A 14,658-nucleotide genomic window follows, 5' to 3' on the forward strand; every position below is an offset into this window, starting at 1 on the left:
AAAATTTATTTTCTATTTTAACCGTGTTTCCATTTTACCCTCATTGAGGCCAGAATGCAAGCCGCAACCTTTAAAACCACTTAAATCCTATTTTCACCTGATCCCTTTTTTCCGGATCATTCAGAATTGTCAGGAATTCCTCCTCTGTGAGGACTTCTCTCAAATCTTCTTTTTTCTCCTCAGAAACAATTCCGTGGGACTCATCGAGAAAGCACAGGCTCGGATAGAGGACGCACCACCAGTTGTGCCCTTCTGCCTTCCCGATCTTCACATTCAGGGCCTCATACTCTCCTGCAGGAAAGGTACAGTCCCCGTAGGTCTTGTCAGGGAAATACGTCTTTTCCACGGCGGCAGCAACAGGGTAATCATACCCTTCATCCGCGATCACCTGTCCGGCAGCCTCCTCAATCTCATCCAGATGCGTTTTGACAGCCTCTCTGGTCGCTTCCAGGGATCTGTCTTCCCCCAAAATTCCTTCCAGATAATCCACAATCTTGGTCTTAACGTGAAGCTTCAGGTTTTGGTCCTCCTCCGTATCGCTGTTGGCAACCACGTGCAGGCGGAAGATTTCCTTTGCGATCCCCTGCTGTACTTCATTTTCCAGACGTGTCTGAACGGTTTCTTTTTCTCTCTTCAGTGTATGTATACGCACAGCGCCGACCAGCACAGTGGCAAGCAGGCCTATGATTGTAGCGGCGATCCAGATATTTCTCTGTATTCTTCTTCTCACAGCAAATCCCTCCGTCTTATCCGGCATACCGGCGCGGAAAACTTTATGCCTCCGCACCGTATGACCGGTATTTACTTCTGTTCACTGCGTGCCCAGCAACACGCTTCGCGATGCACAGATATGGAGCATTCTGCTCCATATTGCGCTGGCTGCCTCGGGATTTTCATGCCTTCAGCCTGAAAACACCTCGCGGGACAGTGGCGTGTGAACAGTAACCATTTATTTTCTATAGACAGAGTATTGCCGCATCTTTACAGGCCTATTCCTGATTCAGCATAATTTTATCATCCAATGCGCTTACCTCTCCGAGAACGGGCCGCTCTTCCCCGTTGTGCCATGCGTTATATAAGTCCTGAAGGTCTGTCTGATCCTGTGCCCGGCTGTCGGGCCGGTTCTCCACAATGCCGGTGAGATAATCCCCAAGGGAATCCATCTGCTGCCCGTCCATGCCCATAACATCACCCAGCTCACTGCAGGAGAACACGTAAATATTTCCCGCCACCGAAGGTTTTTCCTCCAGATAGTGGAGCAGGTTCTTATATGCCTCCTCATGGTCAAGCAGGCCCTTTCCCAGAAGCAGAACCTTCAGGTGTCCTGTATCCAGGTAGTCCTCCTGGCTGTTCTGAAAGTCTTTTTCCGCGTCCTCCATGGTCTTTCCCTGATAAAAATCCGCCTTTTCCCCGGCTTTCTGGTTCTCCCCGTCCTTATTCTGTCCGGTCACACCGGACAGGTCGGGAAGGCCGTAATAGACCTGGTATGCACCGTCCTTAAAATCCACACCCATGGAGAGGGGAAAGCTGCGGTTCTCCAGGGCCACCCCGCAGGCCGTCAGATTACAGGCCAGGATAACAGCCAGGAGCACTGTCTTACTTTTCTTCCTTATCATGATGTTTCCCCCTTCCGTACGCGATTCCCGCCCAGAGTGCCAGCAGAAGGAACAGGGGCGCGTAAATATTCTGCAGAACCTCCCGGTACCATTCCAGGGAAATACCTGCCTTTTCACATCCCAAAGCACACACCAGGATCCCTGCAGCAAGATAAGGCGCCCCCTTTTCCATATGGCCGCGTTTTAACAGTTCATGGTTATAGAAAAAAATGCTGCCCACAGCAAAAAAGATGCAGAACATAACTGCAGCGATGAAAAAGATGTCCACGCGCTCCAGAAAATCACCGGGCAGGTCCACGCCTGCCATCATATCAAACAGCGGGTAGGATTTCTGCACATAGCCTCCGGCGCCGAATGCCCCCTGCAGAAGTATGAGGGCTGCAGAGAGAATGCCAAGCAGCAGAAACACGGAACCGTTCAGCGCCTTTCCCGCGTTGCCCGCCCGGTCCACATTCCCCAGGGTAAAGGGAAGGAAAAATACAGGCAGGAAGGTACAGAATACCCGGTAACATCCCTGTATAAGCCCCTGCAGTGACAGAGACCCGGTCTTCTCCAGATAGATACCTTCGACTCTTGTCACAGACAGCAGAAACATGGCCGCCAGGACAAATAAAATGATGGGAAAGCATATCTCAGCCATACGCGCCCTGCGCTCCAGCCCCTGGTGGCTTCCCAGATAGCATACCACAGCCGTAACGGTGATGATCACAAAGGGCTTGCTGCTCTCAATGAAAAAACGGCCCGTGATCCTGCTGGTCACAAGAAGCAGGAAAACACCGGTAATAAAGAGATAGGAAAGATGCAGAAGGCAGAAAATCTTTCCCGCGTATTTTCCCATATACCGTTCAGGACATAAATAGCAGGGCTTCATGCGGATAAAAAATATGCTGGCTGCAAAGAAGAGAACCCCCATCAAAAGAAGGGAGAGCACCCCCTGCCTGCCCTCCAGATATGAGGTGACAGGGATGGTGACCAGATAGATGCCGAGCTGCCCGAGAACAAGCTGTCTGAAAAGCTGTCTGTGGGAAATCCGTTGATTGTCAGCGAACATGCTTCTGTCCTCCTTTTGTTTTCAGGCGTACCTGTTGTTCCCTTCTGGCATAGAGGGGTCTCCTGGTCATAAACCGGAGCGGTGCCAGGACAATGCCGTCTGACTCTCCCCTGTATCCCGCATTTCTCTGTGCGGCAAATGGGGTCAGATAAGGAATACCAAAGCTTTTCAGGCCTGCCAGATGGCTGATGACCAGGTAAAGGCCCAGAAGCATGCCGAAGACGCCCATAGTGCCTCCTAAAAGGATAAAACCGAATTTCAAAAGCCGGAACGGGGCGGTAAACTCCTCATTTGGAATGGCAAGGGTAGCCAGCGCAGTCACTGCCACCACAACCACCACGATAGGACTGACCAGATTGGCTTCCACAGCCGCCTGTCCGATGATCAGGCCTCCCACAATACCGATGGTTCCGCCCAAAGGCCCGGGCGCGCGGACCCCCGCCTCCCGGATACTCTCAAATGCCACTTCCATGAAGAAGACTTCCAGGATTCCCGGAAAAGGAACACCTTTTCTGGCCTCCGCAAAGGAGAGAATCAGGTTTGTGGGCAGTACCTGTGTGTGGAAATTCGTCACCGCCAGATAAGCACCTGAAAAGAGCATGGCAAATGCAGCGGCTATATACCGGATGATCCGCAAAAAGGACGCCAGCTCAAAATGGTTGTACTCATCCTCACTCACCTGCAGAAAATCATTGAAGGCAGCCGGGAGCAGGATACCCATAGGGGAGTTGTCCACCAATACCAGGACTCTGCCGTTTAAGATTTCCATGGCGCACTTGTCAGGGCGCTCGGAGGTCTGGAACTGCGGAAATGGGGAGAGCCAGTTTTCCTCTGCCAGATGCTCCACTATGCCGCTGTCCATGACACCGTCGATTTCAAAGCTCTCCAGCCGTCTGTCCAGTTCATCCAAAAGCTCCGGACGCACCAGCTCTTCCATGTACAGAATCTGCACCAGGGTCTGGCTTCTGACACCCAGGGTCTTTTCCTTGACTTTCAGCTTCGCATTCCTGATCCTTTTCCGCACAAGGGCAGAGTTGGTCTTGACTACATCGGAAAACCCTTCCTTGGAACCGCGCAGCACCTTTTCCCTGGATGCCTCCTGTACGCCCATGTTGGGATACCCCTTGCTGGATACCTTGATGGAATGGGGATAGCCGTCAAAGAAGAAAATAGCATTTCCCGCAAACATGGCTGCCAGGGCTTCTGACATGGTGTCCAGTGTTTTAACGTCGGAGATTCCCAGGCCGTTTTCATCCACGAACTCCAGGATCTCATCCTTCGGCATTTCCCACATATGGTTTACCAGCTTGCCGATGACGGAGTCCTCCAGCATCATATTGCTGACTGCCACCTCAATATAGACTACAAGACAGCGTATCTTCGGCTCCTGTCCCAGAATCATGGGACGGATAATGATGTCAGCACAGTCTTTCAGTGTATTTCTGATATAGTCTTCATTTTCCTGTATATGAATGGATATCTCGTCATTATTTTTCATTTGAAAGGCCCCTTTCCGCTCTCGTGATGCTGTGGTATATACGGTATCAGACCGCATTTGCAGCACAAAAAAGAGAGACGTAATTTTTACATCTCTCTTAGAATATCCATTTCTTCTATTATTATTCCTGCTCATTCAGGCTTCGGATGATGGCCTTCTGCTGGTTGTCCACATGGACATAGACGTATTTCAGTGCGGACTCCTTGTCCTTTTTGCGCAGTGCCTCGCAGATGGCCCTGTGCTCCTGGGCAAGGGTACGGCGCACGGCAATATCCTTCAGATATTCAATGCGGTAGCGGTACATCTGTTCCCTTAAGTTGCTCAGCAACTGTACCAGCCGTTTGTTATTGGTGGCCTTATAAATGATATCGTGAAACGCCACGTCCATCTCCGCAAGCTCAGTCAGATCCCCGTTCTCGGTCAGGCTCAGGAACCTCTGCTCCACCTTATCAAGCTCCTCCAGCTCCTCAGGGGTGATCCGCTCACAGGCCAGACGGATGGCCAGCTCCTCCATACCTTTTCTGACTTCCAGCACATCATTCAGGTCACGCTCTGTGATAGAAGCCACTTTTGCCCCTTTTCTGGGAGCCATGACTACCAGGCCCTCCAGCTCCAGCTTCCGGATAGCCTCCCGGATGGGGGTTCTGCTCACACCCAGTTTCTCAGCCAGGGCAATCTCCATAAGCCGCTCACCGGGTTTTAAATCACCTTTTAATATTGCCCTCCGCAGAGTATTGAAAACCACATCCCGCAGCGGAAGGTATTCATCCATATGCATTTCCAAATCCGTTGTCATCTGTGTCTTCCTCCATTATTGAATACTGTAGTCAAGAAAACGGTTCTGGCGATCTTGCTCTCGCGCAGTGCCTCACAGGCCTGCTCTGCTGTCGCCTTGTCATCAAAGAGTCCGAAGACCGTAGGACCGCTGCCGCTCATCATGGCATTGACTGCGCCGTGGTCCTTCATATGTTGTTTGATCTCCTCGATCACAGGGTATGCCGGAATTGTCACGCTCTCAAGAACATTTCCCATATGTTCGGCAATCCTGTTCAAATTGTGCCATTGGAGCCCCTCCAGCATTCTGTCTATCTCCGGATGCTGCACGATCTCCGATGCATCCAGCTTCTCATAGACAAATTTCGTGGACACGCTGACAGGCGGCTTCCCAATGAGCACGTAGCAGTCCGGACAGGGCGGCAGAGCACGCAGCTTCTCTCCGATTCCCTCTGCAAGCGCAGTGCCCCGAAGCAGGCAGTACGGAACATCCGCACCGACTTTCACGCTCCGCTCCATAAGCTCCCGCACAGTAAGCCCCAGTCCGAACAGTCGGTTCACTCCGATCATGGCAGCGGCGGCATCCGAACTCCCGCCTGCCATGCCGGCAGCGACCGGTATGAATTTCTGCAGATCCACAGTTATCCCCTTCTTCACTTTGAACTCATCCATTAAAAGCTGCGCTGCTTTATAGACCAGATTGTTCTCGTTCGTGGGAATAAACGGCAGATTTGTAGTAATGGAAATCCCCGGTTCCTCTTTGATATCAATTTCTAACTGGTCATACATGTTGATAGTCTGCATGATCATGCGGACCTCATGATAACCGTCTTCACGTTTTCTGACTACATCCAATCCCAGATTAATTTTCGCCAGTGCCCTTAATCTCATCTTTATCTCCTGTGTTTCCTTCCATGCGCCCAAAGGCGAATCATTAAATGTTTATTGTATATTGTATTCGTTTTTATACACTTTATTCTATACGATATGCCTCCTTTTTTCAACACCTAAAAATATTATGATTGCACTTTCACCTGTTACGATTCCACTTTCTTTGTTAAAATCAAGGTATCATACGGTCTTACCTCATCACTTTCCAGATTATTGAGCTGCACAATGGTTTCGATCGTCGTGTAGAATTTCTTGGCGATGTCCCAGAGTGTATCCTGGGGCTGTACCTGATAGCCCACAATTCCGGGCATGCTCTGGAGCTTCTCCCTGTCCAGCTCCCGCTCTTCTATCTCCCGGATAATGCCTGTGTCTGTCTGCTTTAACACAAGGGCATTTAGATTCATAACGATCTTTACTTCTATCTCATCGCTGTCAATCATGGTGGTTGACAGTTGTTCCAGATCCGTCCGCAGGTGATAGGTGCAGTTTTTCCCTATTCCCGGAGCTTCCACCACATGGGAGAAGGGGATCATGGCATCCATGGAATAGAACGGCATATCATCATCCCCTATAATATAGAGGATTCTCACCTGCACAATACCCTCCACCTCTATGCCGTTTTCCACAGGATGGGTGTCGTCTACTTTCACATTGCCGTCGCTGTGGCAGATCTGAAGGATCTTTCCCTGGTTCTGTTCCATTTTAATGCGGTCGCCTACCCGGCATTTGGAATTATTTTTTACCAGCAGGCTTTCCAGCTTTCTGTTCTCACGTATGGGGACGCATTCTTTTACCGGGGTGTATACGTCCAGAAGAAGGGACATTTCCTCTTCCTCATAAATCTTCATCTCCAGTTCCAGAACAGCGTCCACGCCTATAAGGCGTTCCTCCCCGTCACTGTCTGTTTTTACCTCCAGCTTGCTCTGAGGCATTGTCACATCTATGTTTGGCACCATATCCACAGTGCAGCCCACGCACTCCAGCTCCTGGTAGAAGGGGACAGAGTGCTCCAGCCACTGCAGGGAATTATTGTCATCGTCACCCCGGTACAGGGCAAATATGAAGAGTTCGCCTTTTACGCCTATCTTATCATTTTCAGCCCGGATATCCATGCCGCGGACCTCCACGGTGTTCCACAGCAGTTCGTGGATATTGGGCTTGTTGGATGCAAGGGCAATGTCCTCTTTTACCCGCATGGTATCCTTTTTATGCACCGCGATCCCCATGACGGAGATGTCCCTTTTTTTCTGGGAAATGCCCTCCGCATCCACACCTGCAGGCAGGTCTGTCTCCTGCATTTCCTCCACGGATGCGGTAAAGGTGACCAGGGCTTTGATGTTCAGCTTTCTGGAATTGATAAGCTGGACACTCAGGTCCTCAATGTCCCATTTTACCCGAACCTTGTCACCATTTTCCAGGCCCTCCAGATGCATGGTCTCCCCAATGGGCAGGGTGCCCAGGAGACTTTGGATCTTACGCTCCTCACTGTCGCTGACATAGAGGAGATAGACCATCAAAGCGCCTGTCAGGAAAGCATGGCCCTCGGATATCTGGACATCATCTATATGGATCTCACCTTTTTTCTGGATCATCCGGCCTACGTCCGGCTTGATATCCGGCACATTTAAATCTTCGTCAAAGGTAATCTGGCTGACAGCTTCACATTTTGTATGCATCATACGCATCTGTTTTGTTATTAATTCCACAATAAGCCCTCTTTTCTATTCAAAGATTACCGGTTCTTCCCGATATTTCATTTTCACCACCAGATATGGATAGGATGGCTCGTCTTTTAGGTCTTTGTCCTCCTCCGGCCCTATTAGGGTGGTCTGTAGATGGATGGCATTGTCCCACAGGGACAAGTCCTCAATTTGGATACTGTATCCTCCTGTCTCTTGTTTGCCATAGCCTTTGAGAAGGTATAGATAGGAACCGTCCTGATATGTAAGCTGGAATTCTGATTCTTTGTTTTCTTCTATCAGTTCCTTGACTTTATCAGGAAAATCCTCTTCCTTCATCACTGTGTACTCTGGCTTGACTCCGTCCTGGGCTTTGACTTTTTCTATGCTGCAGGATGTCAGAGGGAGGGTCAGGAGGCAGATGAAACATAGTGTTAGGATTAATTTTTTCAATGTTGGGGGGACCGCCTTTGGTTTTGGGTGCTCTTAGCAATAGTGTATGTGGAGGAAAAGGGGAATATGACAAGGAATTTTTTCTGTGGACAGCGTAGTGTGATACTGCTTTTATAGAAGATAGAAAGAAAGTATGCCCGGTTTTTGTGGAGATACAGGAAACCGGGCATGCTTTGGTATTTGGAATGATACTTTGTCAGAAGGTTATTGATATACTTTTACGCCGTAGGGCGGAAGCGTTATCGTTCCCTGGGCATACGTTTGAGTGAAAAGGTCTTTCTTTTGGTGAGGAAGGCAGATGACGGCAGGGGTGTTGGAGTAGTTGAGGATGAAGTAGTAGGTTGTACCGTCTTTGGTGCGGGGGGCTATTTCACATTGTGGGGGGAGAGTGAAATGGGCCTCATAGGGAGTCTTCAGGTCTAATTTTTCAAGGAAAACTTCCGCTGCCTGCTCGGTGAAAGCGGCACCATAGTGGTATACTGTGCCTTTTTGGATGGTATTCTTTATGAGGGCAGGGGTGCCTTCGTAGTAGCAGTTTTCATAGAGCGCCAGGACCTGGGCGGTGGGGAGGGCCGGGGTTAACTGATCGTTGAAAACAGCGGCTTCCAAAAGTTGGCCGTCCCAATTGATAAGAGGCGGTGTGTCCTCAGGGGAGACCAGGGTGTACTCCGGGATATCAGTACCGGTCAGGGGTTTTAAAAGACCCGGAAGACAATCCGTGGTGCACCGGCCATTCATGTCTTTATATGCGCTTCGGCATCCTATGATAAGAGTGCCGCCCTGAGCTGTGTATTGTTCCAGAAGGGATGCTCTTTCGGGGGACATGAGGACCGGGTGGGGATAGAACAGGACCTTGTATTTTTGAAGCTGTTCTATGGTGGTGGTTTCTCTTAAATATACATAATCAAGAGGGGTGTGAGTCTTCTGGGCGGCCCGGAAAATAGACAGCTGACTCTGCCACTCTACAGCATTGTGCCAGGTATCAAGCTGGCTGTCCCATATATTGTCATATTCACGGATTACAGCTGCTTCAGCTTTATAGACAGAACCGGCCAGTTCACTTAAACACTGGGTTTTCTTGTGAATCTCTTTTAACTCAGCGATTCTTCTGTTGTCGCGGCCTGAATAGTCCAGAAGGCCGTGCCAGTAGATTTCCGTTCCTACGGTGCAGGTACGCCAGCGGAAATAGCTGATGTAGTCAGCTCCGTGAGCTATGCTCTGCATGGTCCACAGGGTCATCTGACCGGGTTTGGGAGTAGGGGCCGCCATACCGGTATTCCAGCCGTTGGCGCCTGACTGCTGCTCCATGATACCAAAATTCGATGAGATGGAGCGGACTTCCATCAGGTTGCGGCTCCACATTCTGTCGCGCAGTGAATCTTCCTTCTGATCAAAGCGGTCACGGCAGTAAGCAAAGTTTGGGTAGGAGTCATAGGTAATGAAATCCAGGCTTTCCTCTCTCATACGGTGATTGTCCAGATTGGAAAAAATTCCGTTTGTAGTAATAAAATCTTCCGGTTTTTTGTATTTTCGGATGACACTGCTTTGGAGGGCAGCAAATCTGCAGGCACTGTCTGAGATGAAGCGGGTATAGTCCAAAACCTGATGAGGGTTGTTGCTGCTGCTGGGAGTTGGACGGGGGACGTAAATCTGGCTCCAATCCGTGTAGGTCTGGTTCCAGAAGACAGTTCCCCAGGCTTCGTTCAGAGTATCCAGAGTATTGTACTTTTCCCGAAGCCAGATGCGGAATGCCGCGGTATCGCTCTCGGAATAAAATTCACTTTTCTCACAATTGATCTCGTTGTCTATCTGCCAGCCGATAATAGCGGGATGCGGACCGTAATGGGATGCGGATTTTTCTACAATCCTCTTGGCCAGTTCCCGGTACTTTGGGGAATTGTAATTGTAATGCCTGCGGCCGCCATGTCGGTAGAGAGTGCCGTCTATGGCTGCATTGAGTGTCTCCGGATATTTTTCCGTGAGCCAGGCAGGGGGTGTTGCTGTCGGGGTGCAGAAAATGACTTTAACGTTCATCTCATATGCCAGGTCCAGAAATTCATTAAAAAATTCATAAGTGAACTCACCTTCACGCGGTTCGATTTTGCTCCAGGCAAATTCTGCTATGCGGACAACTTCAATACCGCATTCTTTCATTCTTTCCAGGTCCTCTCTCCAGAGATTTTTGTCCCAGTGCTCCGGATAGTAGCAGGTTCCCAGTGTTATTTTTTGTCCGTTTATCAGTTCCATTATTTATCCTCCAATTTTATATTTGTTATTCTTTCACTGCTCCGGCGGTCAGACCTGACATAAAGAATTTAGATGCGCACAGAAATGCGATGAGCAGGGGAAGTACCGCGCAGGTACTGGCCAGCATCAGGGCGCCGTAGTCTGTGCCTCTGTCTCCCACCATGGTCTTCAGCATCAGGGGAAGAGTCATTTTGGCGGGTTCTCTTAAGATCATGAGAGGCTGCATAAAGTCATTCCATACATTGACAAACTGCATGATTCCCAGAGACGCGTATGCCGGCTTCAGGATGGGGGCTACCACACGGAAAAATATAGTCCACTCGCTGCAGCCGTCTATTCTTGCGGCTTCTGTCAGGGATACAGGTACATTGTTCTGACAATACTGACGCATCCAGAAAATGCCGAAGGCGTTGGCACAGCTGGGGATGATCAATGCCTGAAATGTGTTCAGCCATCCCAGTTTTGACATCATGAGAAACCAGGGAATGATTCCCGCTGTCCAGGGAACCATCATAGTTGCAAGTAAAACAGCAAACAATGCTTTTCTGCCCGGAAAATCATACACAGCAAAAGCGTAGCCTCCCACAGAGCAGAACAGCAGTACAAGAATGGTGTTCAGACCGGTTACAATACAGCTATTGAGGAAGGACTTCGGAAAATCCACCAGCAGGTTCATGTTTGCCAGATTCTCTGACAGACTGCCGCCGAACCACATGGCAGGCGGAAAGGAAAAGATTTCACTGGTAGTGTGTGTGGCCATGACAAACATCATGAAGAAAGGAAGGAGCATGATGAGTGCGATCAGACCCAGAACGATATACAGAGATATCTTTTTGCCGGCAGGGTGTACTTTTGCTATTATAATAAGTACAAGTGCAACTGCCATAATAAGAAAAAGCAGCATTTTCATAAGTGTTTCCTCCTTCCGTTTGGTTTGTCTTCTGTCATTTGGTTGACACCTACAGAAATGATCACAATGATAATGGTGATGACATAAGCACACGCGGAGGCATAGCCATATGAGTTTCCTCCCTGAGGTGCTTTATTCAGCAAATACATCATAAGTGTCAGTCCGCCGTTATTGACACCGCCTGTCCAGCTTGAATTTGTAAGGATGAAGGGTTCTGTGAACAGGTTGAACATACCTATGCTGGACTGAATGATAGTAAAGATGATAATAGGTTTCAGCAGCGGAATGACAATGCTGAACATAACGCGGCTGTTGCTGGCTCCGTCTATTTTTGCCGCCTCGTATATGTCCGCGTTGATGCCCTGCATACCGGCCAGATAGATCACCATGTTCCAGCCCACCCATTTCCATGCAAACATTGCGATGACCGCAACTTTGATCAGGCTGCCGTCTCCCCCCAGCCAGTTGATGGGTACCTGCCCGAAAAGACCTAAAAACCAGTTGATGATTCCGTAGTTGTTGCCAAACAAGTTCTGAAAAATAATGGAAATGGCAACAGAGCTGGTTACCATGGGCATAAAATAGATGGTCTTGAAAATGTTTTCCCCTTTGACCAGGTTGGAATTTAATATGTACGCCAGTGCAAGGCCGCCCAGAAGAATGGGTATGTGGGCAATGATTCCGATAAACAAGGTGTTTCCCATGGCCTTCCAGAATAACGTATCCTTAAAGAGGTTGATATAGTTATCAAGTCCCATAAAATGCATGGCTGAGATACCGTCCCATCTGAAAAAGCTGATGCCGAATCCTGCCACTATGGGGAAGAGGCCAAAGATGGCAAAGAGAATGTAAAAAGGAGCAATATAGGCATAAGCAACCTTATTTTTCTTCAGAGTATAAAGGAAACCAGTCTTTTTTTTCACAGTATTCACAATCGTTCTCCTTTCCTGTCTGTTTAAAGCAGCCGCTGTGCGGCACCGGCCGTACAGCGGCTGACTGAATCTTATTATTTGTCCCAGACACCGGCATCCTTTAATGTCTGTATCTGTTGTTCTTTTACTTCTGCCGTTGCCTTCTCAATATCTGATTTAACCAAATCCCTGATTTCCTCCGCACCAAGTCCTTTTTCCAGTCCTGCATTGACTGAACTGTAAATGCACCCCTCCGCTGTGGTGTCCATCATAGTCGTGGTGACGGGTTTCAGTTCATTTGCCAATTCCACCCACAGTTCTTTTGTCTTCTGGCTGCAGAAATACGGGTCTTCCATACCGTAAATGTCTGCATCATCATAGGCAGGTTTGTATGCAGGGAAATAGTCCACTGCCTCAAACATTTCATTCTGTGCCTGTGCGGTTGCCAGCATGTATTTTACAAACGCCCATGCTGCTGTTTTATTTTTAGACTGTTCCGGGATCACAAGGAAGGAACCCCCCCAGTTGGATGCCTTCACGCCGCCCGGCATGGTGGTCACACCCCATTTTCCACTTGCATCAGGTGCATAATCTGTCTTCAGGAATCCGCCGAACCAGCTTCCTGTGCATACTGACGCCAGGGTCCCGTCTCCAAAGGCAGCTGTAGCTTCAGTACCCCACATATCAACATTCATGTCCAATTTTTCTTCACGCATTTTTATTACAGCGTTTAAGCAGTCCAGGTCTCCCTCTCTTTCAATTTTAAGGTTCAGATCTTCATCGTAATAATCCCTGTTGCAGAAAAGTTCAAAGTAGAGATAGGAAGCATCCGGCAAGAGCCAGCGCTCTCCCGGTATGTAAACTTTGCGTGCCACTTCCAGAACGCCGTCCCAGGTACTCATAAGCTCTGCCACTTCTTTTGGGTCCGTTGGAAGTCCGCACTCCTCAAAAATATCCGTACGGTAGAAGTAGCTGCATGGACCAACATCCCATGGGATTGCGCGGACAGCATTTCCGTCCGCAGAAATGCACTGGTCCCATTTAAACTCTACGAAATCATCCTTTAATTCATCTGCATTGTACGGCTTTTCCTTTAAATTCGTAAGCGCCGCGGAATCCCTGTACTGAGCAACATAAGCTCCTTCTATCATCGCCACATCCGGTGCGCCTGAACCGGCGGAAAGTGCTGTCTGCAGAGCCTGATGATGAGCAGTTGTATCTGTAAACTGGAATTTCACTTCCACGTTGGGGTATTCTTTGTGAAACCCCTCCAGAGCAGCCTTAAATGCATCATCGCCGGATGGCCAGCCGCCTACTGTGATGGTTCCTTTTACGGATTCCGGGTCTGAGATATCTCCAGTATCCTCGGCTTCCGCGCCGGAACCTCCGCAGGCGGTAAGCCCTGCTGCCATGGTAGCGGTCAGCATCCAAATGGCTGCTTTTTTCATCATTTTCATTCTCTTCATATCTTTTCCTCCTGATATCATTAACGTCTGCTTCTCAAATCCTTAACACTTTCTCCTTCCAGAAGCCTTACTGATTGATGAACAATATATTTTGTATTCTTCTTTTCAATCATGTCTATAAGAATTTTTGCACACTCGCCGCCCTGCCTCTGTGGATTTGCATCCACGGTTGTCAAAAGAGGTGTAACATATCTCCTTGCTCTTGTGCCGTCTATACCCACTATGGAAATGTCCTGGGGCACTTTCACCCCCATTCTCTGTAACTCCCTCATCATACCCAGAGCAAACTCATCATTGAAACAGATGACCGCCGTGGCATCCATTTTTCTCTCCTGAAAGAGCTGCGCTGCGATCTCGCCTTTTGCAAAAAAGTCCTCCTCCATTTTCAGAGAATTATCCTCCATATCCTCCTTGAAGGCCATAAGCCGGATGTCATCCCGTTTATCCAGCCAATGTACACTGACGACCCAGTCCTGCCATCTTCTGTCAGACTTCAGGCTGATCTGCTCCTTGAATGCAAGAAGCCTGGAGTTAGGGTTTGTAGTGGAATATGGGAACCCAAAGGCGATCCGCTTATGTCCCATATGGAACAGATACTGCATACCAACCTCCATAGCCCGGTACATGTCTATCTCCACCAAAGGAACTGATTTTGGAAGGTTCACCGGATTGCAATAGGACGCACTCACAACGGGAAGATAATAATTCTTTCCCACCTGTTCCAGATAATATTCCGTCAGGTTCTCATTGGGCATTATGATTCCGTCAATCATTGTGTCACGAATCCTGGCAAAAGACAGAACACCATTCATCACGACCATATACCCCCGCTCATTAGCGGTTTTGCACATACCCCGGTACATTTCCAGATTAAATTCATTATTGAGATCCTTGCAGTAAAAAAGAATCTGCTTTGTACGTCTCTCCTGCAGGCTCATGGCCACAGGCTGCGGAACATATCCCAGCTCTTCTGCTGTCCTTATAATCTTCTGTCTCTTTTTTTCTTCCACATACCCGCTGTTGTTCAGAGCTCTTGATACAACTGATACAGATACGCCAAGTAATTCTGCTATGTCTTTTCTTGTTATAGGCTTTTCTGTGTTTCTGGACGGCATGTCTTTACTCCTTATTATTGTGATGATAGTTCCATTAACTGAACTTT

13 protein-coding genes are annotated in these 14,658 nt (G+C 48.8%); all 13 read right to left on the reverse strand.

Annotated elements, in window-relative coordinates; genetic code table 11:
• Positions 1-70: 70 nt before the first annotated feature.
• On the reverse strand, positions 71-730 hold the full coding sequence (gene spoIIR / locus MUB35_RS22220) for a stage II sporulation protein R (RefSeq protein ID WP_227246582.1): 660 nt from the start codon (positions 728-730) through the stop codon (positions 71-73).
• Between the two features lie 259 nt (positions 731-989).
• Positions 990-1,616 carry a Ger(x)C family spore germination protein gene (locus MUB35_RS22225; protein WP_244806863.1) on the reverse strand — a complete coding sequence of 209 codons (627 nt, stop codon included), beginning with the start codon at positions 1,614-1,616 and terminating at the stop codon, positions 990-992.
• Positions 1,597-2,667 (reverse strand): GerAB/ArcD/ProY family transporter, encoded by a 1,071-nt coding sequence (locus MUB35_RS22230; protein ID WP_225305195.1) that lies wholly within the window; start codon positions 2,665-2,667, stop codon positions 1,597-1,599. Before MUB35_RS22230 ends, MUB35_RS22225 begins: the two co-directional genes overlap by 20 nt.
• Positions 2,657-4,165 carry a spore germination protein gene (locus MUB35_RS22235; RefSeq protein ID WP_033141992.1) on the reverse strand — a complete coding sequence of 503 codons (1,509 nt, stop codon included), beginning with the start codon at positions 4,163-4,165 and terminating at the stop codon, positions 2,657-2,659. Before MUB35_RS22235 ends, MUB35_RS22230 begins: the two co-directional genes overlap by 11 nt.
• Before the next feature lie 121 nt (positions 4,166-4,286).
• Positions 4,287-4,961: a GntR family transcriptional regulator gene (locus tag MUB35_RS22240; protein WP_033141991.1), complete on the reverse strand. Its 675-nt coding sequence runs from the start codon at positions 4,959-4,961 to the stop codon at positions 4,287-4,289.
• Positions 4,958-5,863, reverse strand: a complete 906-nt coding sequence (gene ispE / locus MUB35_RS22245) for a 4-(cytidine 5'-diphospho)-2-C-methyl-D-erythritol kinase (RefSeq protein WP_255786244.1) — start codon at positions 5,861-5,863, stop codon at positions 4,958-4,960. Before ispE ends, MUB35_RS22240 begins: the two co-directional genes overlap by 4 nt.
• Before the next feature lie 113 nt (positions 5,864-5,976).
• The gene (locus MUB35_RS22250; RefSeq protein WP_033141989.1) at positions 5,977-7,536 is read right to left on the reverse strand and encodes a DUF3794 and LysM peptidoglycan-binding domain-containing protein; all 1,560 of its coding nucleotides are present in this window, start codon (positions 7,534-7,536) and stop codon (positions 5,977-5,979) included.
• Positions 7,537-7,551: 15 nt separating this feature from the next.
• Entirely contained in the window at positions 7,552-7,962 is a 411-nt protein-coding gene (locus MUB35_RS22255) for a protease complex subunit PrcB family protein (RefSeq protein WP_018595706.1), read from the reverse strand.
• A gap of 204 nt (positions 7,963-8,166) precedes the next feature.
• The gene (locus tag MUB35_RS22260) at positions 8,167-10,209 is read right to left on the reverse strand and encodes a beta-galactosidase (protein ID WP_244806864.1); all 2,043 of its coding nucleotides are present in this window, start codon (positions 10,207-10,209) and stop codon (positions 8,167-8,169) included.
• Between the two features lie 25 nt (positions 10,210-10,234).
• On the reverse strand, positions 10,235-11,119 hold the full coding sequence (locus tag MUB35_RS22265) for a carbohydrate ABC transporter permease (RefSeq protein WP_103731460.1): 885 nt from the start codon (positions 11,117-11,119) through the stop codon (positions 10,235-10,237).
• Positions 11,116-12,051, reverse strand: coding sequence for a carbohydrate ABC transporter permease (locus tag MUB35_RS22270; protein WP_244806865.1), 936 nt, complete (start codon positions 12,049-12,051; stop codon positions 11,116-11,118). The genes MUB35_RS22265 and MUB35_RS22270 overlap by 4 nt, the downstream gene beginning before the upstream one ends.
• Before the next feature lie 74 nt (positions 12,052-12,125).
• Complete coding sequence (locus MUB35_RS22275; RefSeq protein ID WP_244806866.1) at positions 12,126-13,496, reverse strand: ABC transporter substrate-binding protein; 1,371 nt, start codon at positions 13,494-13,496, stop codon at positions 12,126-12,128.
• A gap of 20 nt (positions 13,497-13,516) precedes the next feature.
• Positions 13,517-14,611: a LacI family DNA-binding transcriptional regulator gene (locus MUB35_RS22280; protein ID WP_033141986.1), complete on the reverse strand. Its 1,095-nt coding sequence runs from the start codon at positions 14,609-14,611 to the stop codon at positions 13,517-13,519.
• Positions 14,612-14,658 lie beyond the last annotated feature (47 nt).

Source organism: Blautia sp. NSJ-175, assembly GCF_022867815.1.
Lineage (GTDB): Bacteria > Bacillota > Clostridia > Lachnospirales > Lachnospiraceae > Blautia > Blautia celeris.

Excerpts from the sequence above, each read along its gene's own strand:
- MUB35_RS22240 (WP_033141991.1), bottom strand. The coding sequence starts at position 4,961 with ATGACAACGGATTTGGAAATGCATATGGATGAATACCTTCCGCTGCGG.
- MUB35_RS22235 (WP_033141992.1), bottom strand. The coding sequence starts at position 4,165 with ATGAAAAATAATGACGAGATATCCATTCATATACAGGAAAATGAAGAC.
- MUB35_RS22265 (WP_103731460.1), bottom strand. The coding sequence starts at position 11,119 with ATGAAAATGCTGCTTTTTCTTATTATGGCAGTTGCACTTGTACTTATT.
- MUB35_RS22230 (WP_225305195.1), bottom strand. The coding sequence starts at position 2,667 with ATGTTCGCTGACAATCAACGGATTTCCCACAGACAGCTTTTCAGACAG.
- MUB35_RS22225 (WP_244806863.1), bottom strand. The coding sequence starts at position 1,616 with ATGATAAGGAAGAAAAGTAAGACAGTGCTCCTGGCTGTTATCCTGGCC.
- MUB35_RS22280 (WP_033141986.1), bottom strand. The coding sequence starts at position 14,611 with ATGCCGTCCAGAAACACAGAAAAGCCTATAACAAGAAAAGACATAGCA.
- MUB35_RS22260 (WP_244806864.1), bottom strand. The coding sequence starts at position 10,209 with ATGGAACTGATAAACGGACAAAAAATAACACTGGGAACCTGCTACTAT.
- MUB35_RS22275 (WP_244806866.1), bottom strand. The coding sequence starts at position 13,496 with ATGAAGAGAATGAAAATGATGAAAAAAGCAGCCATTTGGATGCTGACC.